The organism is Secundilactobacillus hailunensis, assembly GCF_005405185.1.
Lineage (GTDB): Bacteria > Bacillota > Bacilli > Lactobacillales > Lactobacillaceae > Secundilactobacillus > Secundilactobacillus hailunensis.
The window spans coordinates 1-24,199 of record NZ_BJDO01000013.1; the positions used below are offsets into that span (position 1 = coordinate 1).

The following is a 24,199-nucleotide window of genomic DNA, read 5'->3' on the forward strand; positions in this document are numbered from 1 at the left end:
CGTATTTTTTTGGAACGCGGCTGGTTCAAACCATTGTCCAAAAAACTGCCAACTAAAAAAGCACCTAGACCAATTGAGGTCTAAGTACTCCTATAAATCTAAATCAACTCTACTTGACGAAGTGCCACTTTTAAAAAGGGTGTACGTGAAACGTACACCTTTTTTTATGCAATTTAACCGGGTTACGACTGTTGGTCGATACTGGTTTATGATAGAATTACACAAGGAAACTAAAAAGAAAAAGTGTGATGACGGTATTTTGCACTGCAGGCTAGAAAACAGAAAGAAGGAAAACTGCTACTGATTTGAACCTAGCCAAAATCCAGCTGAAAGTGCAACGCATCTCGTTAACATTTTGTTCAATCATTAAAATAAAATGATGATTGGGATGCTGCCTCAAATATGAGGGATATTGAAAACTTTGTCTTAGCCGACTAAATAATAGGCTGCAAAGGGATGTACCGGCGGCTAGCCGGGAATTAACGCTTGTGGACTATCAGATACCGGTGTAGTGGTTTTAAACTAGCCAGGATAGGTTGAAGCAGGAATCATCAATAACTGTATCAGTTATTAGTAGCAGACACATGATGTCGGATTTAAAGTATAAACGCGTTGTTTTAAAGCTGAGCGGGGAAGCCTTAGCCGGTGATCAAGGTTTTGGTATCCATCCACCAGTGATTGAAACGGTTGCCAAGGAAATTAAAGAAGTCTATGATTTAGGCCTTCAGATTGGAATCGTCGTTGGTGGCGGTAACATGTGGCGCGGTGAATCAGGTGCTCAGATGGGTATGGAACGCGCTCAGGCTGACTATATTGGGATGCTGGCAACCATCATGAACGGTCTTGCTCTGCAGGACAATCTTGAATCGATTGGTGTGCCAACCCGGGTTCAGACCTCGATTGAGATGCGCGCCATTGCCGAACCCTATATTCGGCGCAAGGCAATTCGTCATTTGGAAAAGGACCGGGTCGTTATTTTTGCCGGTGGTACTGGCAGCCCTTATTTTTCAACCGATACCACGGCTGCTTTACGAGCAGCTGAAATCAGCGCTGACGCAATCTTAATGGCTAAAAATGGTGTTGACGGTGTTTATTCAGCTGATCCAAACGTTGATCCAAACGCCGTTAAATTCGATCATCTGACCCATATGGATATTATCAATAAGGGGCTGCACGTGATGGATTCAACGGCCAGCACTTTGTCGATGGATAACAATATTCCATTGGTCGTGTTTAACTTGAATCATCCTGGAAACATTAAGAAAGTTGTCCTTGGTGAAAATATCGGGACAACGGTAAGGGGGAAATAGGTATGGCAAACCCAATTATTGACGAAGCAAAAGTTAAGATGCAAAAGGCAGAAAAGGCGTTAAACCGTGAGTTCGGTACAATTCGTGCCGGCCGTGCAAATGCCAGTCTGTTGAGTCGGGTAACGGTTCAGTATTATGGTGTCGAGACACCCATTAATCAGGTGGCTGCAATTACCGTGCCAGAACCACGGGTCATTTTAGTTACCCCATTTGACAAGTCTGCTTTGGAAGACGTGCAAAAGGGCATTATGGAATCAGACCTGGGGATTACCCCAGCTAACGACGGTTCCGCACTGCGGTTGGTTGTTCCTCAACTGACTGAAGAACGCCGTAAGGAATTGGCTAAACAGGTTAAGGCGGTTGCTGAAGAAGGCAAAGTGGCTGTTCGTAGTATCCGGCGTGATGCAATGAACGACTTGAAAAAGGGTCATAAGAACGGTGATTTCACTGATGATCAAATTCATGATCTGGAAAAACAAGTTCAAAATGAAACTGATGCGGCAGTTAAACAAATCGATAAGCAGACCGATGACAAGGAACAGGAAATTATTACTGGCTAGTCATTGAACGAAAGGAACTTACACATGGCAAATGACGATGAAACAGTTGAAATTACGCCCGGCACACCACAGTTTGCCAAAATGGTTTTCAAACTGAATGATGCTGTCACCGATGACAACTTAGCGGTTTTAAATTATAACGGTAATGAGCTGACTCAAATTCAAGATGGTGTTTACGCGCAACCTGCTTTTGTGAATGACAACTTTAACCTCTTCTTTGTGATCACGCAGTTGATTGAAGAAGATTGGATCATTGCCTTTTCAAAAGCCACGATTGAAAACGATTCTGAAATTACGGATCTGAGTGAACCGATTCCAACCGGTGAAGGGTTGAACAAGCTTGGTGAAGTTAGCCCAGATGATGCTAATAATTTGTTGCAGTATTTTAATACGTTATCTGACGCTAATCGTGGTGAATGGCGTTTACTTCAGTAGCTTATTTAAATTCTGTTAAATAATCGCTTAAAGCAGAGTTGGGATAGTCGACAACTCTGTTTTTTGGTATGATTAGTTTTTGAAAGCTAATTTGGAGGTGCCATCTTGTTTTCTTGGCTTAATAATAATCAATCAGGGGAACCTGAAAAAATAGAATTAGATCCGAATAACATTCCAGCGCATGTGGCCATCATTATGGACGGCAACGGTCGCTGGGCCCAAAAACGGCATTTACCACGGGTTGCCGGCCATAAGCAAGGGATGGAGACCGTTAAGACCATCACGAAAGCGGCCAGTGATCTGGGCATTAAAGTGCTGACACTCTATGCGTTTTCAACTGAAAATTGGAAGCGGCCAACGGATGAAGTGAATTATCTGATGAAGTTGCCTGTCGACTTCTTTGATACCTTCGTGCCAGAATTGATTAGTAATAATGTCCGGGTCAACGTTATGGGCTATACGGATCAGTTACCAAAAAAGACCCAAAAAGCAGTTGCGGATGCAATCGAAGATACTAAAGATTGTGATGGCATGGTCTTGAACTTTGCGTTAAACTACGGTAGCCGTGCGGAAATTACTACTGCCGTGCAGGAAATCGCGCAATCAGTGCAGCAGGGTCAGCTGAAGCCAGAAGATATTTCGGCAGACACAATCAGTTCACACCTGATGACGGCACCATTGGGACAGTATCAAGACCCAGATGTGGTCATTAGAACGTCAGGCGAGGAGCGGATCTCTAACTTCTTGCTGTGGCAGATTGCTTACTCGGAATTTGTTTTCATGGCGCCGCACTGGCCTGAATTCACAGCGGAATTATTAACGGAGGCAGTTTATGAGTATCAGCATCGTAAACGCCGCTTTGGCGGGTTAACGAAATAACTGAGGTAAAAAAGGAGTTTTTAAATGAGACAACGGGTTATTACGGCGGTGATCGCCTTAATTATCTTCATTCCAATAATCATTGCTGGGGGCGTCTGGGTCGATATTGCGGCTGCCGTTCTTGGCTTGATCGCACTTTCTGAAATTTTAGTCATGAGAAAAAAGTTGATCATTTCGTGGGAGGCGGTTTTATCAGCACTGGTTTTGTTGCTGATCGTCCTGCCCGATTTCTGGCACGATTTTTTGCCGGGACACTTGAATGTGACCTTCGTGACCTATGGTTTGGTCGTGTTACTCTTAATGTACACTGTTTTTTCCAAGAACCGGTTTTCGTTCGATGACGCAGCGGTTTTAACACTGGGGGCAATCTATATCGGCGTTGGGTTCCACTACTTTATCGTGGCTGATCAAACGAGTCTGACCACCATTTTCTTTGCGCTCTTTACCGTTTGGATCACCGATAGTGGGGCTTATATGATTGGCCGTAAACTCGGCCGGCACAAGTTAGCACCGCATATCAGTCCTAATAAGACCTGGGAAGGGTCAATTGGCGGGACAGTAGTGGCAACCATTATTGTGGCGATCTACGTTTATTTCTATCCCCAAGGCGACTATAGTTGGTTAGTCACGGTATTATTCACAATCGTGCTGTCGATTATCGGTCAGATTGGTGACTTAGTGGAATCAGCATTAAAACGTTACTATGGTGTCAAGGATTCTGGTAAGATTTTGCCTGGTCATGGCGGTATCTTAGACCGCTTTGACAGTCTCTTGCTGGTATTGCCAGCCTTACATTTGCTGGGCTTTATGTAAATTAGCAAATCGAGTTTATTACGAAAGGATCGACGTCTGTGATTACGACCATTATTACTTTCATCATCGTGTTCGGCCTGATTGTTTTTATTCACGAGTTTGGTCACTTTTATTTTGCCAAACGGGCGGGGATCCTCGTACGTGAATTTTCAATCGGAATGGGACCTAAACTGTTTAATTACCGGACGACCGATACCACCTACACGATTCGGCTATTGCCAGTGGGTGGCTACGTTCGCATGGCCGGTGCTGAAGACGATGAAGATGAGTTAAAACCGGGGACACCTGTCAGCCTGTACGTGGGTGATAATGATCAGGTGACCCGGATCAATACAAGTAAAAAATCTACGTTATTTAACGGTATCCCCATGGCAGTCACAGCTACTGATCTGGAAGATGAACTCTGGATCGAGGGCTATGAAAACGGCGATGAGAGTGAAGTTAAACGGTACAACGTGGCCCACAACGCAACGATTATCGAAACGGATGGCACGGAAGTCAGAATTGCACCGCGGGATGTTCAGTTCCAATCAGCTAGCTTAGGGCATCGTTTGATGACCAACTTTGCTGGACCGATGAATAACTTTTTCTTGGCGATCATCGTTTATACGATTTTGACGTTTGTCGCTGGCGGTGTGACCAATAACAGTAACCGGGTCAGCCCAACCACGTCAGACGTGACGGTGGCCCGCTCTGCTGGGATCAAGAATGGTGACTACATTACCGCTGTCAATGGTAAAAAAGTCAACAGCTGGGATCAAATTGCCATCCAGATTCAGGGTCGGGCTCATAAGCAGACCACTTTTAAGGTTGAGCGCGGTAAACAGGCTAAGACCATTCAAATGGTGCCGGCCGCTTCCAAGGTCAACAACAAGACGGTTGGTGCGATTGGAATTACCCAGTATCGTAATCACGATGTTGGCGCCATGCTGCTCTCCGGCTTTACGCAGACTTGGCAGATGACCATCCGGCTGTTAGCCGCCATTTGGTCGATGATCTCTGGGCACTTTAGTCTGAATGATCTAGGGGGGCCAGTGGCAATTTTTGCCACGACTTCCACGGCGGCCTCCGAAGGGATACTGGGCATTTTAAGCTTCCTAGCGTTTTTGTCGCTTAATTTAGGAATTGTGAACTTATTGCCGATCCCGGCACTTGATGGTGGTAAAATATTAATTAACGTGATTGAGGGTATTCGACGCAAACCGCTCTCAGAAAACGTTGAAACAGCGATTACCCTAGTAGGGGTAGCCTTCTTAGTTGTTTTGATGTTACTGGTGACGTGGAATGATATCGAACGCTATTTCATTAAATAAAACCAATATAAACGGTTAAAAAGGAGTTCAATTGAGTATGAAACAGTCAAAATTGCTGATTCCAACATTGAAAGAGGTACCTAGTGATGCGGAGGCGTTAAGTCATCAGATGATGCTTAGAGCCGGCTACATTCGCCAGGTGACTGCAGGAATGTATGCTTATTTACCTCTGGCATTCCAAGTCCTGAGCAATATTGAAAAGATCGTTCGGGAGGAAATGGCCAAGATCGATGCTGTTGAAATGGTGGTCCCAACTGTTTTACCAGCGCAACTCTGGAAGGATTCAGGTCGGTATGATACATACGGCCCAACCTTGTTTAAGTTCAAGAACCGGCACGACACGGACTTTATCTTAGGCCCAACGCATGAAGAAACGTTTACCACGCTGATTCGTGACAGTATTAAATCATATAAGAAATTACCACTGACTTTGTATCAAATCCAAGCTAAGTACCGTGATGAAGAACGTCCCCGCTATGGGTTGTTACGTGGTCGGGAATTCATCATGAAGGATGCTTACTCATTTTCAACTAATTACGATGATCTGGATAAGGTCTATCGTCAAATGGAAGGTGCCTACCGACGCATCTTTGACCGGATCGGCCTGAAATACCGGACGATCATTGGTGATGCCGGTGCCATGGGCGGGAAAGATTCCAAAGAATTCTCCGCCATTGCCCCAATCGGTGAAGACACCATTGTTTACGTGGATGAATCAGATTACGCAGCCAACCTTGAAATGGCCACTAACTTGTATACACCAAAGAAGTCCCATGCAGCGCAACAAGATCTGGAAAAGGTAGCAACTGGTGATGCTAAGACCATTGATGACGTGGCTAAAAAGCTCGATGTCAGTCCCGATGATCTCATCAAGAGTATGCTGTACATTGCCGATGACAAGCCCGTTTTGGCGTTGCTGCGCGGTGATGATGAACTGAATGAAGTTAAGCTGAAGAACTTCCTGCATGCCGACTTTTTCGCACCTGCTACCAATGACGATGCTGAAAAGTATCTGGGTGCTTCATTTGGCGCCTTGGGTCCCGTGGGTGTAGGCGAAGACGTGACCATTGTGGCTGACCGCTACGTTCAAGATATGGTCAATGCTGTCGTGGGTGCTGATGAAGATGGTTTCCATTACAAGAATGCCAACGTTGAACGTGATTTCCGGGTCGATCAATTTACCGATATCCGGACCGTTAAGGAAGGCGATATTTCACCTGATGGCGCCGGTAAGCTGAAGTTTACCCGTGGGATCGAAATTGCCCATATCTTCAAGTTGGGCACCCGTTATTCAGAAGCGCTTAATGCCAAAGTCCTCGATGAAAATGGCCGTTCAGTGCCAGTGATCATGGGGTCTTATGGAATCGGTGTGAGCCGGTTATTGTCAGCTATCACTGAACAGCAGGCTGACGAACACGGTCTGGTATGGCCACGCGCCATTGCACCATATGACCTGCACGTGATTCCTGTGAACATGAAGAATGATACACAGGTTGATCTGGCTAACCAATTAACGGACAGTCTAACGGATGCTGGTTATAGTGTTCTGATCGATGACCGTAAGGAACGGGCCGGTGTTAAATTCGCCGATTCTGACCTGATCGGGTTACCGATTCGCATTACGGTGGGTAAAAAAGCCAGTGACGGCATCGTGGAAGTTAAGATTCGTAAGACTGGTGAAACCGTTGAAGTTAAGGCTGATGAAGTCGAAAATACGGTAGCTATTTTACTAAAAGAAACCGATGCTAAACCAGAAGATTCAGATACGACGAACGATTAAAAATTTGTGTGGGACGGGCTCGAGAAATCAAAACAATTTTTGTTTTGTCTCGGGTCCGTTTTTACGTTAAAATAACGGCACTAAGCAAAAATAAAGGGGGCAGTTTGGTGTGGCCTTAGATCATCAGGCATTATTTGAAAAATTATTACAGCAACTCCAATTATCAGATTTAGCTGACCAACCATTCTTTAAAGGGGCAGCACTGGAAAAACTGACGGTGCACGAGAAGTCCAAACGCTGGCATTTTAATTTTAACTTACCAACGATTTTACCCTTCGAGGCGTTTACAACGTTTTCCGGGCAACTTGAAAAGGCGTTTCAATCAATCGCTAAGGTGGACTTTGAGATTCATACCGAGCAGACTGATCTTGATAACCGGCTGATCGGAGACTATTGGAACTGGGTCGTGCAGCACAGTGGGGTAACCTCACCGCTGCTGCAGGAACTTTGTCGCGATCAAGTCCCCAAGGTTCAAGACGACCGGGTGATCTTCATGGCTGAAAATGAAGTGGTGAAGAACTTTTTGGTTGGCCAAGCATTAGGACCAATCGAAAATCAATATGAAGCTGTGGGTTTTCCTAAATTTGCAATCCATACGATGGTTGACGAATCAGCTTCACAGGCGAAGATTCAGGAATTTAAACAGCAAAAGGCCCAGTCGGATGCGCAGCTGGCCCAAAAAGCAGTGGCTGCTATCAAAGTGGCTAACGAGAAACGGGAAAAACAGGGGGTCGCACCCGCTAGTGGACCAACTGTGATTGGCCGCAAAATCAAGGCGGATGATGAGCCCGTCCAGCTTTCAACGATTGAAGATGAAGAAAAATCAGTCACGGTTCAAGGCTACGTCTTTAATAAGGAAGTCCGAGATCTGCGTTCTGGCCGGAAATTGATGATTTTGGAGATTACCGATTACTCCTCCTCAATTGCGGTGAAGAAATTCTCCCGTGATGAAAGTGATGAAGCCCAGTTTGAAGGTTTAAACGAGGGTGACTGGATCAAAGTTCGTGGCAGTGTCCAAGAAGATAATTTTATGCGCGATCTGGTGTTAAACGCCTATGACATTAACCGAGTTACGGTGCCGGCCCGTCAGGATAAAGCCCCTGAAGGTGAGAAGCGCGTTGAACTCCACCTGCACACGAATATGAGTACCATGGATGCCACCAATTCAATTTCTGATTTTATTAAAACGGCTAAACGGTGGGGCCATAAAGCAATTGCCATTACCGATCACGCTGGGGTACAGGGATTTCCCGAAGCGTACCGGACGGCTTCTAAAAACGACATCAAGATGATCTACGGGGTGGAAGCTAACCTCGTTGATGATGGGGTGCCAATTGGGTATAACAATGAGCACCGGGCACTGGAAGGCGCAACGTACGTGGTCTTCGATACTGAAACCACGGGGCTGTCGGCCATTTATGATCGGGTGATCGAACTCTCCGCTGTGAAAATGCAGGGGAAAGAAGTCATCGATCAATTCGAGGAGTTCATTGACCCTGGATTCCATTTGTCGGATCAAACCACTAATTTGACTAGTATTACCGATGATATGGTCCACGGATCAAAGTCGGAAAAAGAAGTCTTCGAACTCTTCAGAAAATTCTACGGCGATGCTATTATTGTTGGGCATAACGTCACGTTTGACATTGCTTTTATGAATGCCGGCTATCAGCGGTATGATTTGCCAGAAATCACCAACCCTATCATTGATACGTTAACGTTGGCACGATTCTTGTATCCCAACATGAAGGGATACCGTCTGAACACGTTGGCTAAAAAGTTCCACGTCTCACTGGAACACCATCACCGGGCGATTTATGATGCGGAATCCACTGGTCATTTGAACTATCTTTTCTTAAAGGATGCAGAAGATCGCTACCACATTCAATACCATGATCAGTTAAACGATCACATGAGTGAAAACGACGCGTATAAACACGCACGGCCGTCTCACGCCATTGTTTTGGCGCAGACCCAGGCTGGCCTGAAGAACATGTTCAAGCTCGTCTCCATGTCTAACGTGGATTACTTTTACCGGGTACCGCGGATGCCAAGAAGCCAGATTGAGAAACTGCGCGATGGTTTACTGATCGGCTCCGCCTGCAGTTCTGGTGAAGTCTTTACCGCGATGATGCAAAAGGGTTATGCCGAAGCCCGCGATAAAGCTAAATTTTACGATTACCTTGAGGTTCAGCCGTTGGCCGCTTATAAGCCATTGATCGAGTCTGGACTGATTCAGAACAAAAAAAACCTGGAAGAGATTTTGACGAACATGGTCAAACTGGGTGAAGAATTAGGCAAGCCAGTGTGTGTCACCGGGGATGCCCACTATCTCAATCCAGAAGACGCGATTTACCGGAAGATCTTAATTAATTCGCAAGGTGGGGCTAACCCACTAAACCGGCAGGAATTACCTGACGCGCATTTTCGAACCACTGATGAGCTGTTGGACGATTACAGTTTCTTGGGCGAAGAAAAAGCCAAAGAAATTGTGGTGACGAATACCAACGCCATCGCGGATGAGATTGATGACGTTCATCCGTTGAAAGATAAGCTGTACACGCCACGGATGGAAGGCGCGGAAGATGAAATTCGCGAACGGACAATGAATACGGCACACGCCTTTTATGGTGATCCGCTGCCAGAACTCGTTCAGCACCGGCTTGACCGGGAACTAAAGAGTATCATCGGTAACGGGTTCGCCGTGATCTATCTGATTGCTCAACGGCTGGTAGCCAAAAGTAACAAGGACGGCTACTTAGTTGGTTCCCGTGGGTCAGTGGGGTCCAGCCTGGTGGCGACTATGACCGGGATCACCGAAGTTAATCCGCTGCCGCCGCATTACCGCTGCCCTAACTGTCAATATTCGAAGTTTTATACCAAGGGTGAATACAGTTCTGGGTATGATCTACCGGAAAAGAAGTGTCCTAAATGCGGCACTTTGATGATTGGCGACGGCCACAACATTCCGTTTGAAACCTTCTTAGGGTTTACTGGGAATAAGGTGCCTGATATTGACCTGAACTTCTCTGGGGATTATCAACCAATTGCCCATAACTATACGAAGGTCTTGTTCGGTGAAAAGAACGTTTACCGGGCTGGGACGATCGGTACGGTGGCTGATAAGACGGCTTACGGCTACGTGAAGGCGTATGAGCGGGATAAGGAAAAGCACTTCCGCAACGCTGAAATCGACCGGTTAGCCAAGGGCGCTACCGGGGTCAAACGGACCACTGGACAACATCCGGCTGGTATCATCGTTGTGCCAGATTACATGGACATCTATGATTTCACGCCGATCCAATACCCAGCCGATGACCAAAACGCGGCTTGGCAAACGACCCACTTTGATTTCCATTCGATCCATGATAATATTTTGAAAATTGATATTTTAGGGCATGATGATCCCACCATGATCCGGACGTTGCAAGATTTAAGCGGAATCGATCCCAAGTCGATCCCAATGGATGATCCGGGTGTTATGGCACTGTTTTCCGGTACCGATTCACTGCACGTCACACCAGAACAGATTCAATCCAAGACCGGGACGCTTGGTGTGCCGGAATTTGGGACGCGTTTCGTCCGGGGAATGCTAGAAGAAACCCACCCGAAAAACTACTCAGAACTGTTACAAATTTCTGGACTGTCTCACGGGACCGATGTGTGGTTAGGTAACGCGGAAGAATTGATCAAAAACGGAACTGCTACGATTGCCAACGTCATTGGGTGTCGTGATAACATCATGACCGACTTGATCAACTGGGGCATGGATTCTGAAACCTCCTTCCAAGTGATGGAGTCGGTTCGTCACGGTCGCGGGATCCCCGATGAATGGCAGCAAAAGATGCGTGAATCTGAAGTCCCAGACTGGTACATTGATTCCTGCCTGAAGATTAAGTACATGTTCCCACGGGCCCATGCGGCGGCTTACATTTTAATGGCGCTGCGGGTGGCTTACTTTAAGGTATATTTCCCACTGGTATACTACGCAGCTTACTTCTCAGTGCGTGCGGATGACTTTGACGTCGTGGCCATGGCCCGTGGCAAGGAATCCGTTAAGGCTAAGATGAAAGAGATCAATGATGAGGGCATGGATGCTTCTACCAAAGACAAGAACCTGCTCACCGTGATGGAGTTAGCCAACGAAATGCTGGAACGGGGCTTTAAGTTTAAGATGATTGACATTGATAAATCGGCTGCCAGTGAGTGGCTGATCGATGGCGACACCCTGATTGCACCGTTCAATTCGGCACCTGGATTAGGGCTGAACGTGGCTAAGCAGATCGTGGCTGCCCGTGAAGACAAGCCGTTCCTATCGAAGGAAGATCTGGCTAAACGCGGGAAAGTTTCCAAGACGCTGATCGAATTCATGACCGATAATGGGGTTTTGGACGGATTACCAGATGAGAATCAACTGAGTCTGTTCGATATGATGTAGTCAAAACAAGGCACAGTGGGCATAGCAGCGCGCTTTTGGTTTGCTATTATGCCAAGCTTGTGCTATCATACAACTTGTAGATATTTCGGAAAGGAGTGAGCAGCGATGCTCGCTCTTTTTATTGGAAAAATGGTATTGGAGGTAACAGATTGGAGAACGTCGTAGACATTGTTTCGGCTCTGGCAAAGCCGATTGTAGAGACGCATCATTTTGAACTGGTGGACGTGGAATTTGTTCACGAAGGCAAAAGCTGGTACTTACGGCTCTATATCGACAAACCGGGTGGCATTACGATCGATGAATGTGCATTAGTGAGTGATGAGTTAAGTGAAAAACTGGATGATATCGATCCCGATCCAATTCCCCAAGCGTATTTCTTGGAGGTATCCTCTCCGGGTGCTGAACGGCCGCTGAAAAAAGAAGCTGACTATGAACGGGCGGTCGATCATTACGTTCACGTTTCGCTCTATCAGAAAATGAACGGTGAAAAGGCATTTGAAGGAACACTGACCGCTGTTAATGCCGATGAATTAGGTTTAAAAATCAACCTAAAGGGCCGAATGAAAGACCTGGTCATTCCAAGAAAAAACGTTGCCAAAGCAAGATTAGCAATTAAGTTTTAACAGCTAAAGGAGACTATACGTAATGAGTAAAGAACTAGTAGGTGCCCTTGACACACTAGAAAAAGAAAAGGGTATCAAAAAAGAAATTGTGATCGATGCACTTGAAGCGGCATTGACCTCTGCTTATAAGCGGAACTACGGCCAAGCCCAAAACGTGGAAGTGGACTTCGACCAAAAAAAGGGTGACGTACACGTTTACGCGGTTAAGAAAGTCGTTGATCAAGTGTATGACTCCCGGTTGGAAGTGAGTCTAGACGATGCGCTACAAGTCAGCCGCGGTTATGAATTAGGCGATGATATCAAGTTTGAAGTGACACCGAAGAACTTCGGTCGTATTGCTGCTCAGACTGCTAAGCAGGTTATCATGCAACGGGTCCACGAAGCCGAACGGTCACTGGTCTTTGACCAGTACAGCCAGTATGAAAACGAAATTATTACTGGTGAAGTTGAACGTCAGGATAACCGCTTTGTTTATGTTAATCTAGGTGACGTAGAAGCCGTTATGAGCCGTCAAGACCAGATGCCTAACGAAACTTATCGGATGCACGATCGAATCAAAGTGTACGTGACGCGTGTTGAGAACGCCGCTAAAGGGCCACAAGTGTTCGTTAGCCGGACGGATTCGGGACTGCTGAAGCGGTTATTTGAAGAAGAAATTCCGGAAATCTACGATGGTACCGTTGAAATTATGTCGATTGCCCGTGAAGCGGGTGATCGGGCTAAAGTGGCGGTACGTTCAAATAACCCCGATGTTGACCCAGTGGGAACCAGTGTTGGTCCCCGTGGACAACGGGTTCAAGCCATCGTTTCAGAACTTGATGGCGAGAACATGGACATTGTTGAATGGACGGATGACGAAGCGAAGTTCATTGCTAACGCTTTGAATCCAGCCGAAGTGATCGACGTAGTCTTTGATGAGAACAACGAACGGGCATGTACCGTGATCGTGCCAGATTATCAATTATCATTAGCCATTGGTAAGCGGGGTCAAAATGCCCGTTTAGCTGCCAAGCTGACCGGCTATAAGATCGACATTAAGTCTGAAACTGAGGCTGAGACGATCTTTAAGGATAAGGACCAGCCTGCTGACAGCGATGATACTGATAGCGACGATACCGATTCTGAGGCACCGCAAGAAGCACCATCAACGCAATCAGCCGACGATGAGACTGCGACGACTGACACTGATACTGACGCAGCTGATAACACGACTGAGTCAGAACCTGAAGATACCCCAGAAAATTCTGAGGATGACGGGACTGAAGACTAAGGAGGTCAGCGTACATGAAGAAACGTAAGGTACCAATGAGAAAAGACATTGTGACCGGTGAAATGGCGCCGAAAAAAGACTTGGTCCGAATTGTCCGTGACAAGGATAACAATGTGTCTGTTGACCCAACGGGGAAGAAATCAGGCCGTGGCGCCTACATTTCATTGAACGTTGCGATTGCTAAACGGGCACAAAAGGAACGGACTTTTGACCAAGTCTTTGAGACCAAAGTCGATGCGAAATTTTACGATGACCTAGTGGACTACGTGGACCACCAGCAAGCCCGTCGTAAACTTTTTGAAGATGGAAAAGCCTAACCGCTTTTTACAGCTTTTAGGACTCGTTCGCCGGGCTAATCAGTTAGTCACAGGTGAAGGATTTGTCTTAAAAGCGATTCGGAACCAGAGCATCTCAGTGGTGATACTTGCCAGTGATGCCGGTCCCAGCAGCATGAAAAAGTTAAGTGATAAGGCCACGTTTTACCACGTTGACTTAATTACCGCATTTACAAAGGAACAGCTTAGCCAAGCGACTGGTATGAACCGGTCAGCTTACGGCGTAAAAGATCCTGGATTTGCTAGAAAGTTAATTGAACTAGTTAATACCAAAGGAGAGTGAAGATATGGGAAAAAAGCGAATTTACGAATTAGCTAAAGAACTCAACGTCTCAAGTAAAGCCATTCTCGACAAAGCTCAAGAAAAAGGTTTTGACGTTAAAAATCATATGTCATCATTAGGCAGTAACGAGGAACGACAATTGCGAGAAAACTTCTCAAATAAAAATAAAACCACAACTAATAAGCATCAATCAAGTCAGGCTAAGCCAGCACACGCTGCACAGGCAGCTAAACCGGCCCAAAACCGTGACCAGCATCACACCACGAGTAACAATAATCAGACTACGCACAGTCGTAGTAGCCAGGCTAGCAATACTGGTGCACATAATCGGACACAGTCCAGCAATGGCAACCGCTCAAACGGGCAAAACCATTCAACGAACAGTCGCAACCAGTCGACGAACCATAGTAATAACCAATCGACTAACCGCAGCCAGTCCAGCAACCATAGCCAGTCCAATAACCGCAACCAATCAACGAACCACAGTCAATCAGCTAATCATGGCCAGTCCAACAATAACCGGTCACAATCAAGCAATAATAACCGTAGCCAATCCAATAACCATTCAAACGGTAACGGCAGTAACAATAACCGCGGTGGCGGTCGTTTTGGGGGCAGTTTAAACAGCGGTAACGGCCGTAATAGCCGGAACAATCGTAATAACCGCAACAACAATCGTCGTCGTAACAACAATAACAAGAAGTACAAGCGAAACCAGCGGATCAAAGAAACCAACCATCCAAAGGGTGCGCCAGAACGTAAGAACAAGGCGCTGCCAGAAACTTTGATCTATCAAGTAGGGATGAACTCTCAAGAAATTGGGAAACTTCTTCACCGTGAGCCAGCTGAGATCGTTAAGAAGTTATTCATGTTAGGCGTTATGGTTAACCAAAACCAGTCATTGGATAAGGATACCATCGAAGTCTTGGCTTCCGAATATGGGATCGATGCTAAGGAAAAGGTCGAAGTTGATGTTGCTGATATTGATAAGACCTTCCAAGAAGAATCGAACAATACTGACCATCTTGAAACCCGGCCACCAGTTGTTACCATCATGGGTCACGTTGACCATGGTAAGACAACGCTGCTGGATCATTTGCGTCATTCTCACATTACTGCCGGTGAAGCCGGTGGGATCACGCAAGCTATTGGTGCTTATCAAGTGAAGCACCAAGGTAAGACCATTACCTTCCTGGATACCCCAGGACACGCGGCCTTCACTGAAATGCGGGCCCGTGGTGCTGATATTACCGATATTACGGTCTTAGTGGTTGCTGCCGATGATGGTGTCATGCCGCAAACGGTTGAAGCCATCAACCATGCCAAAGCTGCTAAGACACCGATTATCGTGGCGGTCAACAAGATCGATAAGCCAGGTGCAAATCCAAACCACGTCATGGAACAATTGACCGAATATGGTCTGATTCCAGAAGACTGGGGCGGTGAAACGATCTTCGTTCAGATTTCAGCTAAGTTCGGTAAGAACATTGATGAATTGCTGAACATGATCTTGCTGCAAGCTGAAGTGATGGAATTGAAGGCTAATCCACAGCAACACGCTGCTGGTTCAGTCATCGAAGCCAAGTTGGATCCAGGCAAGGGCTCTGTAGCTACGCTCTTGATCCAACAAGGAACCATGCACGTTGGTGATCCAATCGTGGTTGGGAATACCTTTGGTAAAGTTCGGACAATGGAAAATGAAAATGGTAAAGAAATTAGAAAAGCCTTACCATCGACACCAGTTGAAATTACTGGTTTAAGTGATGTGCCAGAAGCCGGGGATCGTTTCGTCGTCTTTGATGATGAAAAGACTGCTCGTGCCGCTGGTGAAGAACGGGCTAAGAATGCCTTAATGGAAGAACGTCGCTCGAAGAATACGGTCACCTTGGATAACCTCTTTGATACCATGAAAGAGGGAGAGATGAAGGAAATCGACCTGATCATCAAGGCTGACGTGCAAGGTTCTGTTCAAGCATTAGCTAACAGTTTGAACAAGATCGAAGTTGAAGGCGTGCGGGTCAATATTATCCATACTGCCGTTGGTGCGATCAACGAAAGTGATGTAACGTTGGCTGAAGCAAGTAACGCCATTATCATTGGGTTTAACGTACGGCCTACACCACAGGCCAAAGCCCAAGCTGACTCTGATAACGTGGATATTCGCTTGCATCGGGTTATCTATAACGCTATTGATGAAATCGAACACGCCATGAAGGGTAAGCTTGAACCAACCTACAAAGAAGAAGTCATCGGTGAAATTGAAGTTCGTGAGATCTTCAAGGCTTCTAAAATTGGGACGATTGCCGGTGGTATGGTGACTGACGGTCACATTACCAGCGACAGCGATGTCCGTTTGATCCGTGACTCAGTGGTCGTTTATGAAGGTAAATTAGGTAGTTTGAAGCGGTTTAAAGATGACGTTAAAGACGTTAAACAGGGCCATGAATTAGGCTTGACCATTGAGAATTACAACGACATTAAAGTCGGCGACGTTGTTGAAGCTTACATTATGAAGGAAGTTCCAATCGAATAAAGAGCTAACGAGGTGTTAGAATATGGCACATTATCGTCTAGGACGGCTAGAACAAGAAATTCAGCGAGAAGTTAACGATATCTTACTGAAACGGGTTCGCGATCCGCGAGTACAGGGCATCACCGTAACTGGTGTTGTTGCCACAGGTGATTATCAGCAGGCGACGATCTATTACAGTATCCTGTCTGATAAGGCTTCTGATGGTGAAAAAGCTGCTCAGGGATTGACTAAAGCCACTGGATTGATCCGTAGTGAATTAAGTTCTCGCTTGAATATTTTCAAGGTGCCGGAACTGACATTCGAACGTGATGAATCCGTCCAGTATGGGAGTCACATCGATGAATTGCTCAATAAGCTTCATCGTGACGACGCTAATCTGTAATTGAAAAAAGTCGCCTGCAGAAAGTTCTGCGGACGACTTTTTTCGTGTCGTTATCACGTACTCACGTGATATAATGGCAAAGTTAGACAGTTTATACGAAATGGAGTGGTCATATATGGATGGCATTATTCCACTATATAAAGAACGGGGCATGACGAGTCATGACTGCGTTAATCACGTACGTAAAATTATTCATATGAAAAAAGTTGGCCATTCAGGAACCTTAGATCCTAATGTGGATGGTGTGTTGCCAATCTGTGTGGGCAGTGCCACTAAGGTAGTCGATTATTTGATGACCCATAAAAAGGTTTATCGGGGCAGCGTGACGCTAGGCTTTGCCACCGAAACGGAAGATTTAGACGGATCAGAAATCAAGCGCGTGACCATGACTAAACCGGTGGCTGATGCGCAGATCGATGCCGTTATGGTCGGAATGATTGGTGAACTGGAACAAGTACCGCCAATGTATTCAGCTGTTAAAGTGAACGGCCGAAAACTGTACGATTATGCGCGAGCGGGGCAAACGGTTAAGCGGCCTGTTCGAACGATTACAATTCTGGACTTTAAACGGACCAGTGACAGTCAGTTTGACGCGCAGACCGGCACCCAGCGCTTTGATTTTGAAGTGGCTTGCACTAAGGGGACGTATGTCCGGACGTTAGCCGTTCAAATTGGGACTGAATTGGGCCTGCCGGCAGTCATGTCCGCCTTGACCCGCGTTGAAAGCGGTGGTTTTACCATTGACGAAACCGTTTCGTTAGCAACGCTCAGGGAACAAACTGCCAAGGGGACAGCGGATTTTCTGTATCCCATCGACCGGGTATTGACCCAGTATCCCACCATTGAGATTTCCGATGAAATCTGGTCCGTTGTGCAGCATGGTGTTTGGCTGCTGCCCGATGAAGTCGATACGGATGCACCAATCATTTCACTCAAGTATCAGGGGCAGATCAAGTGTCTATATCAACGGGTAGAAGACCGGTATAAGCCGTTAAAAATGTTTAGTATTAAGTAGAAAGTTGGGGCAATAATATGCGAGTCATTCAGATTCATCATCCATTAACAGCGGCCAAAGTTATTGATCGACCGGTGGTTTTGGCGATGGGCTTCTTCGATGGGGTGCATCGCGGCCATCAGGCGGTGATCAACCGAGCTCGCACCATTGCGGATGAACGGGGGTTAGCACTCGCCGTTTTGACCTATGATCATCATCCGGCATTGGTTTATCAAAAATTAACACCGGAACGCAACCGTTATTTAACGGTCAATGCACGTAAAATGGCACTTTTTGAACAGTTAGGCGTGGACATTGTTTATCAAATCAATTTTGCCAGCCAGTTTGCAGCGCAGACACCGCAAGAATTTGTCGATCAGTATCTGATCGGTTTTCACGCTGCGGTGGTAGTTGCAGGGTATGACCATACCTACGGACCAAAAGATGTGGCGACGATGGACAAATTACCAGAATATGCCCAGAATCGCTTTGAGATCGTGGTCGTTGGTGAAAAAGAACTGCAATCGAAAAAAATCGGTTCATCACGAATCCGCCATAATTTAGATCAGGGCGATCTTAAGACGGTCAATGACCTGTTAGGCTACCGGTACCAAACTACGGGAACCGTCATGCATGGTGAAGCCAGAGGACGCACACTGGGCTTTCCAACTGCCAATGTCAGCCATGATGCGCAGTACTGGTTACCAGGAATCGGCGTCTACGTGACCCGGGTCAAAGTCAACGGCAAATGGTATCAAGCCATGACGTCGATTGGCCGTAACGTGACGTTTGGCGAAGGGCGTCCGGTGACCGTTGAAGCTTATTTATTAGATTTTAAGCAAGCCATTTACGGTGAGATTGTGACCGTTGAGTGGGATTACCGATTACGCGGCGAAATTAAGTTTGATTCAGTTGCGGGACTGATTAAGCAGTTAAATCAGGATGCTCAGGATACCAAAGCTTATTTTGAGGCTCATCCGATCACCAAATTAGCACTCGAATGAATTAATTGCTAAAAATGTTAGCTGAATACTTGACTTAAAAAACAGTGTTTGATACATTATATATGTGTCTTAGCACTTGTACTATGGGAGTGCTAAAAAGAGGTGATGATCACGTTAACGGACAGACAGAATATGATTTTAAAAGCAATTGTTCGCGATTATACGAGCAGTGGCGTTCCTGTGGGTTCGAAGGCGCTAGCAGCACAGTTACCGATGCACGTCAGTTCGGCGACGGTGCGTAACGAGATGGCCGCTCTAGAAGAGCTGGGTTTGATTGCGAAGACCCATTCTTCGTCCGGCCGGATCCCTTCCGTGAAGGGCTATCGTTATTACGTGGATCATTTGGTTCAGCCGGATCCAATCAAAGCCAACGACATTGATATCATTAAGTCTTCACTTGAAGGTCAATTTCTTAAAATTGACGAAATTATTGAAACATCGGCAAAAATTTTATCGAATTTAACGTCATATACCGCCTTTTCACTGAAACCGGAGCATAAGCAAAGCCGGTTAAGCGGTTTTCGGTTAGTTCCGTTGGGGAAGCGGCAGGTGATGGCCGTGCTGGTGACGGACAACGGCGATGTTGAATCACAAACGTTCAATATCACGTCTAAAATCACTAGTGACCAGCTTGAAGCGGTGGTACGTCTGATTAACGACCAGTTAGTCGGCAAACCGTTAGACGAGGTGTTAACCGCACTGAAGTCGGATATCCCAATGCAGGTTGCCCATTATTTGCAGCAGCCTGAAGGGTTCTTGAAGATCTTTGGCGATGTGCTGACCAAGGCCGCTCAGGAGCGGTTCTACGTTGGCGGTCGGCTGAATCTATTGAACTTTTCCGACAGTAATGACGTGGATGAATTAAAGTCGTTGTATACCTTAATGGATCACAGTGATGATATGGCCGATGTTTTAGGCCAGCCCACTGATCACATTCAAGTGAAGATCGGCAGTGAAATGACTAACGATATCTTAAAGGATTACAGTTTGATCACTGCCACCTATGATGCGGGGAACCATGGTACCGGCGTTATTGCCCTGCTGGGGCCGACGCGGATGCCGTACTCGCGGATGATTGGTTTAGTTGGCGCTTTTCGGCAAGAGCTAGCGCAGCGACTCATCGATTATTATCGATATTTTGATCAGTAGTAAAGGGGTGTTATAGTGGCTGAAGATAAAGCAGACCAAGCAGCAAATAAAAAGGCGGATAAGCAAAAAGACACCAAAAAATCCGCTGCAAAAAACGCACAGGTAGACGACCAGCAATCTTCAGCTGACGCAAGCAAGTCAGCTGATCAATCAGCCTCAACGGGTAAGAAGAAGTCCGTAGATGACGCTTTGACAAAAGCGCTCGCACAAGTTGGCAGCTTGCAAAAGCAGTTAGACAAGGCTTCTGATCAATATCTGCGAGCTGAAGCTGAGATTCAAAATATTCAGACGCGCAATAAAAAAGACCAGGCTGCGTTGATCAAGTATGATGGCCAGCAATTGGCACATGATATTTTACCGGCACTGGATAATTTGGAACGCGCTTTGAGTACGCCGGTTGAAGGCGAACAGGCCGAGTCGTTGAAAAAGGGAATTGAAATGGTTCAAAAGCACTTGATGGATGCCTTAACCAGCAATGGCGTGACTGAAATCAAGGCTGAAGGCGAAAAGTTCGATCCGAATATTCACCAAGCTGTTCAAACGGTAGCGGCAGAATCTGATGATCAAAAAGACCATGTTACTAAGGTCCTGCAAAAAGGTTACCGTTTGAAAGACCGAATTTTACGTCCAGCGATGGTAATGGTTGCACAATAACGTAATCAATTTGAATCTAATTTAAATAAAGAGGGTAAATTATTCATGGCAAGTAATAAAATTATTGGTATTGACTTAGGTACTACGAACTCAGCGGTGGCTGTTCTGGAAGGTAACGAACCAAAGATCATTCCTAATCCAGAAGGTGGCCGTACGACGCCATCAGTTGTCGCTTTTAAAGATGGTAAACCATCCGTTGGTGCTGTGGCTAAGCGTCAAGCGATCACTAATCCCAACACGGTTTCTTCAATCAAGAGCCACATGGGTGAAAAGGGCTACAAAGTTACCATTGAAGGCAAGGATTACACCCCAGAACAAATTTCTGCAGACATTTTGCAGTACATTAAAGAATTTGCTGAAGATTACATTGGCGATAAGGTCACTCAAGCGGTAATCACCGTTCCTGCTTACTTCAACGATTCTCAGCGTCAAGCAACTAAGGATGCTGGTAAAATTGCTGGCTTAGACGTTAAGCGGATCATCAACGAACCAACCGCCTCTTCATTAGCCTATGGTCTTGATAAGAAGGATGCTGATGAAAAGATCTTGGTCTATGACCTTGGTGGTGGGACCTTTGATGTTTCCGTCCTTGACTTAGGCGATGGCGTGTTCGATGTTCTTTCTACTAACGGGGATACTCACCTTGGTGGTGATGATTTCGATAAGCGCATCATGGATTGGTTGATCGACCAGTTTAAAGCCGATAACGGGATTGATCTTTCTAAGGATAAGATGGCGATGCAACGGCTGAAGGAAGCTGCTGAAAAAGCTAAGAAGGACTTATCTGGTGTGACTGAATCATCAATCAGCTTGCCATTTATTTCTGCCGGCGACAATGGTCCGCTTCACTTGGAGACCACGTTGACTCGTGCTAAGTTCAACGAATTAACTTCTGACTTAGTTGAAAAGACCCGTGTCCCAGTTGAAAACGCCTTAAAGGATGCTAAATTATCAGCTGATGATATTAACGTTGTCATCTTAAACGGTGGTTCAACTCGAATCCCAGCCGTTCAAGAAGCTGTTAAGAAGTGGACTGGCAAGGAACCTAGCCACTCAATCAACCCTGACGAAGCCGTTGCTTTAGGGGCTGCCGTTCAAGGTGGTGTCTTAACTGGTGATGTTAAGGACGTTGTTTTGCTGGATGTTACCCCACTTTCACTTGGTATTGAAACCATGGGCGGTGTCTTCACTAAGCTGATCGATCGTAACACCACGATTCCAACTAGCAAGTCACAAGTCTTCAGTACCGCTGCCGATAACCAACCAGCCGTTGATATTCACGTGCTGCAAGGTGAACGACCAATGGCTGCTGACAACAAGACTTTGGGTAATTTCCAATTAGCAGACATTCCAGCTGCACCTCGTGGGGTTCCTCAGATCGAAGTTACTTTTGATATTGACCGTAACGGTATCGTTAACGTTTCAGCCAAGGATAAGGGAACTAATAAGGAACAAAAGATTACCATCAAGAGTTCCGGCGGTCTGTCAGACGAAGAAGTCGACAAGATGATGAAGGAAGCCCAAGAAAACGAAGAGGCCGACAAGAAGCGTAAGGAAGAAGCCGACTTAAAGAACGAAGTTGACCAATTGCTCTTCACTGTTGACAAGACCTTGGACGAAGTTAAGGGCAAAGTCTCAGACGACGAGATCAAGAAGGCTAAGGACGCACGTGATGCCCTTAAGAAGGCCCAAGAAGACAACAACGTTGAAGAGATGAAGACTAAGAAGGACGACTTGAACAAGATCGTTCAAGACCTTTCAGTTAAACTTTATCAACAAACTAAAGATCAAAAGGGTGCCGATGGTGCTAAGGCTGATGCCGGCGCTGGTGCTGACGGTGCTAAGTCCGATGATCAATCTGGTAAGACAGATGATAAGGGCGACGGTAAGACCTTTGACGGTGACTTCTCAGAAGTTAATGATAAAGACAAAAAGTAATGATTAACTAGATAGCAGACAGGAAGTCAAGGCTCAAACGCGGGCTTTGGCTTTTTGTTTTAATGGAATTATGCTATTCTATTTGAGTGAACGATTATTGGTTCAAATGATCATTTAAATGAAAAACGGTCATTTCAAATAGGCCAAGTACACTGTCGTGAGTCTTGATGATTTAGACAGTCGACGCACGCAATGCTTACTTTTAGGAGGTTAACATGGCTGGTAAAGATTATTATGAAGTGCTTGGGGTCTCAAAAGATGCGTCCCAAGCTGAGATTAAAAAGGCCTACCGCCAATTATCGAAGAAGTACCATCCCGATATTAACAAGGCGCCTGGTGCTGAAGAGAAATTCAAAGAGATCACTGAGGCCTATGAGGTCTTAAGTGACGAACAAAAACGGTCGAATTACGATCAATACGGCTCAGCTGATGGCCCTCAAGGCTTTGGTGGCGCTGGTGCTGGCGGAGCCGGTGGTGGCTTCGGTGGCTTTGGTGATGCTGGCGGTAGTTTCGGCGGTGGCGGTTTCGAAGACATTTTCAGCCAATTCTTTGGCGGTGGTGGCGGCGGTGGCCGTCGCAACCCGAATGCACCGCAACCGGGACGTGATCTGCAGTATGAAATGACACTGAAGTTTGAAGAAGCGATCTTTGGTAAGAAGACCAAGATCAAGTATAATCGTCAAGCACAATGTCATACCTGTCACGGTAGTGGTGCCAAGCCGGGTACCAGTCCAGAAACGTGTCACAACTGTGGCGGTTCTGGTTACGTGACTACGGAAACCAATACGCCATTGGGCCGGATGCGCAGTCAACAGCCTTGCCCAGTTTGTCATGGTACTGGTAAAGAAATTAAGGAAAAGTGCCCAACCTGTGGCGGCTCTGGTCACGAGGAAGAGCGGCATGAAGTTGAAGTCAACATCCCAGCTGGGGTGGATGACGGTCAGCAAATGCGGCTGCAAAACCAAGGTGAAGCCGGTGAAAACGGTGGCCCTTATGGTGACTTGTTTATTCTGTTTAGCGTCAAGCCAAGTAAGGTCTACACCCGTGATGGTGCCGATATTTACTTGGATAAAGACATTAGCTTTACGCAGGCGGCATTGGGTGACGAAATTAACGTTCAAACGGTTCACGGTGACGTTAAGCTGAAGATTCCGGCTGGAACGCAAACTGGTTCAGTCTTCCGTTTGAAGGGTAAAGGCGCACCGCGTCTGCGTGGTAACGGTACTGGTGACGAGCGTGTCACCGTCAAGATTGCCACACCAAAGAACCTGAATAAAGCGCAAAAAGTGGCATTGAAAGCATATGCCGAAGCCAGCGGTGAGAAAGTTGGCAACGGTAAAGGTCATTTTTTTGACAAGATGAAAGATGCATTTGATAATTAGTTCAGCGGAGTGATGACCACTTGCTCTAACGGACGAACAAAAAAGCCGCATGGTCGATCATTGACCACGCGACTTTTTGGTGTTTCCAGGCGAAATTCCACCAGCCGTAATAGGTGGTTACCCC

At 46.2% G+C, this 24,199-nt stretch carries 20 protein-coding genes; all 20 read left to right on the forward strand.

All coding sequences use genetic code 11. The features are described 5' to 3' along the window. Window positions 1-587: 587 nt before the first annotated feature. The 20 genes from pyrH to dnaJ all read left to right on the forward strand — a co-directional run bounded on the left by pyrH (window position 588) and on the right by dnaJ (window position 24,075). The gene (pyrH, locus tag FFM73_RS05085) at window positions 588-1,310 is read left to right on the forward strand and encodes a UMP kinase (RefSeq protein ID WP_137630701.1); all 723 of its coding nucleotides are present in this window, start codon (window positions 588-590) and stop codon (window positions 1,308-1,310) included. 2 nt (window positions 1,311-1,312) lie between these two features. After that, window positions 1,313-1,870, forward strand: a complete 558-nt coding sequence (gene frr, locus FFM73_RS05090) for a ribosome recycling factor (RefSeq protein ID WP_137630702.1) — start codon at window positions 1,313-1,315, stop codon at window positions 1,868-1,870. Window positions 1,871-1,894: 24 nt separating this feature from the next. Continuing rightward, window positions 1,895-2,305 carry a hypothetical protein gene (locus FFM73_RS05095; RefSeq protein ID WP_137630703.1) on the forward strand — a complete coding sequence of 137 codons (411 nt, stop codon included), beginning with the start codon at window positions 1,895-1,897 and terminating at the stop codon, window positions 2,303-2,305. A 105-nt stretch (window positions 2,306-2,410) separates the two neighbouring features. Then, window positions 2,411-3,184 carry an undecaprenyl pyrophosphate synthase gene (uppS, locus tag FFM73_RS05100; protein WP_137630704.1) on the forward strand — a complete coding sequence of 258 codons (774 nt, stop codon included), beginning with the start codon at window positions 2,411-2,413 and terminating at the stop codon, window positions 3,182-3,184. 24 nt (window positions 3,185-3,208) lie between these two features. Beyond that, window positions 3,209-3,997 (forward strand): phosphatidate cytidylyltransferase, encoded by a 789-nt coding sequence (locus FFM73_RS05105; protein WP_137630705.1) that lies wholly within the window; start codon window positions 3,209-3,211, stop codon window positions 3,995-3,997. Between the two features lie 38 nt (window positions 3,998-4,035). After that, a complete protein-coding gene (gene rseP, locus FFM73_RS05110; protein WP_137630706.1) occupies window positions 4,036-5,310 on the forward strand; it encodes an RIP metalloprotease RseP in 1,275 nt (424 codons plus the stop codon). Window positions 5,311-5,347: 37 nt separating this feature from the next. Then, window positions 5,348-7,090 (forward strand): proline--tRNA ligase, encoded by a 1,743-nt coding sequence (locus FFM73_RS05115; RefSeq protein WP_137630707.1) that lies wholly within the window; start codon window positions 5,348-5,350, stop codon window positions 7,088-7,090. Between the two features lie 109 nt (window positions 7,091-7,199). Then, window positions 7,200-11,528, forward strand: coding sequence for a PolC-type DNA polymerase III (locus FFM73_RS05120; RefSeq protein WP_137630708.1), 4,329 nt, complete (start codon window positions 7,200-7,202; stop codon window positions 11,526-11,528). Between the two features lie 149 nt (window positions 11,529-11,677). After that, window positions 11,678-12,151, forward strand: a complete 474-nt coding sequence (rimP, locus tag FFM73_RS05125) for a ribosome maturation factor RimP (protein WP_137630709.1) — start codon at window positions 11,678-11,680, stop codon at window positions 12,149-12,151. A 22-nt stretch (window positions 12,152-12,173) separates the two neighbouring features. Then, a complete protein-coding gene (gene nusA, locus FFM73_RS05130) occupies window positions 12,174-13,421 on the forward strand; it encodes a transcription termination factor NusA (RefSeq protein ID WP_137630710.1) in 1,248 nt (415 codons plus the stop codon). Window positions 13,422-13,435: 14 nt separating this feature from the next. Then, window positions 13,436-13,738 carry an RNase P modulator RnpM gene (rnpM, locus tag FFM73_RS05135; RefSeq protein ID WP_137630711.1) on the forward strand — a complete coding sequence of 101 codons (303 nt, stop codon included), beginning with the start codon at window positions 13,436-13,438 and terminating at the stop codon, window positions 13,736-13,738. After that, complete coding sequence (locus FFM73_RS05140) at window positions 13,725-14,039, forward strand: L7Ae/L30e/S12e/Gadd45 family ribosomal protein (RefSeq protein ID WP_137630744.1); 315 nt, start codon at window positions 13,725-13,727, stop codon at window positions 14,037-14,039. Before rnpM ends, FFM73_RS05140 begins: the two co-directional genes overlap by 14 nt. Window positions 14,040-14,043: 4 nt before the next feature. Next, entirely contained in the window at window positions 14,044-16,572 is a 2,529-nt protein-coding gene (gene infB / locus FFM73_RS05145; protein WP_137630712.1) for a translation initiation factor IF-2, read from the forward strand. Window positions 16,573-16,594: 22 nt separating this feature from the next. Continuing rightward, complete coding sequence (gene rbfA, locus FFM73_RS05150; protein WP_137630713.1) at window positions 16,595-16,954, forward strand: 30S ribosome-binding factor RbfA; 360 nt, start codon at window positions 16,595-16,597, stop codon at window positions 16,952-16,954. A gap of 115 nt (window positions 16,955-17,069) precedes the next feature. After that, window positions 17,070-17,969 carry a tRNA pseudouridine(55) synthase TruB gene (gene truB / locus FFM73_RS05155; RefSeq protein WP_137630714.1) on the forward strand — a complete coding sequence of 300 codons (900 nt, stop codon included), beginning with the start codon at window positions 17,070-17,072 and terminating at the stop codon, window positions 17,967-17,969. Window positions 17,970-17,986: 17 nt separating this feature from the next. Next, entirely contained in the window at window positions 17,987-18,952 is a 966-nt protein-coding gene (gene ribF / locus FFM73_RS05160) for a riboflavin biosynthesis protein RibF (RefSeq protein WP_137630715.1), read from the forward strand. A gap of 105 nt (window positions 18,953-19,057) precedes the next feature. Beyond that, window positions 19,058-20,101 (forward strand): heat-inducible transcriptional repressor HrcA, encoded by a 1,044-nt coding sequence (gene hrcA / locus FFM73_RS05165; protein ID WP_137630745.1) that lies wholly within the window; start codon window positions 19,058-19,060, stop codon window positions 20,099-20,101. A gap of 15 nt (window positions 20,102-20,116) precedes the next feature. Then, the gene (grpE, locus tag FFM73_RS05170; protein WP_137630716.1) at window positions 20,117-20,755 is read left to right on the forward strand and encodes a nucleotide exchange factor GrpE; all 639 of its coding nucleotides are present in this window, start codon (window positions 20,117-20,119) and stop codon (window positions 20,753-20,755) included. A gap of 45 nt (window positions 20,756-20,800) precedes the next feature. Beyond that, the gene (dnaK, locus tag FFM73_RS05175; RefSeq protein ID WP_137630717.1) at window positions 20,801-22,693 is read left to right on the forward strand and encodes a molecular chaperone DnaK; all 1,893 of its coding nucleotides are present in this window, start codon (window positions 20,801-20,803) and stop codon (window positions 22,691-22,693) included. A gap of 215 nt (window positions 22,694-22,908) precedes the next feature. Then, on the forward strand, window positions 22,909-24,075 hold the full coding sequence (gene dnaJ, locus FFM73_RS05180) for a molecular chaperone DnaJ (protein WP_137630718.1): 1,167 nt from the start codon (window positions 22,909-22,911) through the stop codon (window positions 24,073-24,075). Window positions 24,076-24,199: the final 124 nt, after the last annotated feature.

Excerpts from the sequence above, each read along its gene's own strand:
- pyrH (WP_137630701.1), top strand. The coding sequence starts at position 588 with ATGTCGGATTTAAAGTATAAACGCGTTGTTTTAAAGCTGAGCGGGGAA.
- frr (WP_137630702.1), top strand. The coding sequence starts at position 1,313 with ATGGCAAACCCAATTATTGACGAAGCAAAAGTTAAGATGCAAAAGGCA.
- FFM73_RS05095 (WP_137630703.1), top strand. The coding sequence starts at position 1,895 with ATGGCAAATGACGATGAAACAGTTGAAATTACGCCCGGCACACCACAG.
- FFM73_RS05105 (WP_137630705.1), top strand. The coding sequence starts at position 3,209 with ATGAGACAACGGGTTATTACGGCGGTGATCGCCTTAATTATCTTCATT.
- FFM73_RS05115 (WP_137630707.1), top strand. The coding sequence starts at position 5,348 with ATGAAACAGTCAAAATTGCTGATTCCAACATTGAAAGAGGTACCTAGT.
- nusA (WP_137630710.1), top strand. The coding sequence starts at position 12,174 with ATGAGTAAAGAACTAGTAGGTGCCCTTGACACACTAGAAAAAGAAAAG.
- rnpM (WP_137630711.1), top strand. The coding sequence starts at position 13,436 with ATGAAGAAACGTAAGGTACCAATGAGAAAAGACATTGTGACCGGTGAA.
- FFM73_RS05140 (WP_137630744.1), top strand. The coding sequence starts at position 13,725 with ATGGAAAAGCCTAACCGCTTTTTACAGCTTTTAGGACTCGTTCGCCGG.
- infB (WP_137630712.1), top strand. The coding sequence starts at position 14,044 with ATGGGAAAAAAGCGAATTTACGAATTAGCTAAAGAACTCAACGTCTCA.
- rbfA (WP_137630713.1), top strand. The coding sequence starts at position 16,595 with ATGGCACATTATCGTCTAGGACGGCTAGAACAAGAAATTCAGCGAGAA.
- truB (WP_137630714.1), top strand. The coding sequence starts at position 17,070 with ATGGATGGCATTATTCCACTATATAAAGAACGGGGCATGACGAGTCAT.
- ribF (WP_137630715.1), top strand. The coding sequence starts at position 17,987 with ATGCGAGTCATTCAGATTCATCATCCATTAACAGCGGCCAAAGTTATT.
- hrcA (WP_137630745.1), top strand. The coding sequence starts at position 19,058 with ATGATCACGTTAACGGACAGACAGAATATGATTTTAAAAGCAATTGTT.
- dnaK (WP_137630717.1), top strand. The coding sequence starts at position 20,801 with ATGGCAAGTAATAAAATTATTGGTATTGACTTAGGTACTACGAACTCA.
- dnaJ (WP_137630718.1), top strand. The coding sequence starts at position 22,909 with ATGGCTGGTAAAGATTATTATGAAGTGCTTGGGGTCTCAAAAGATGCG.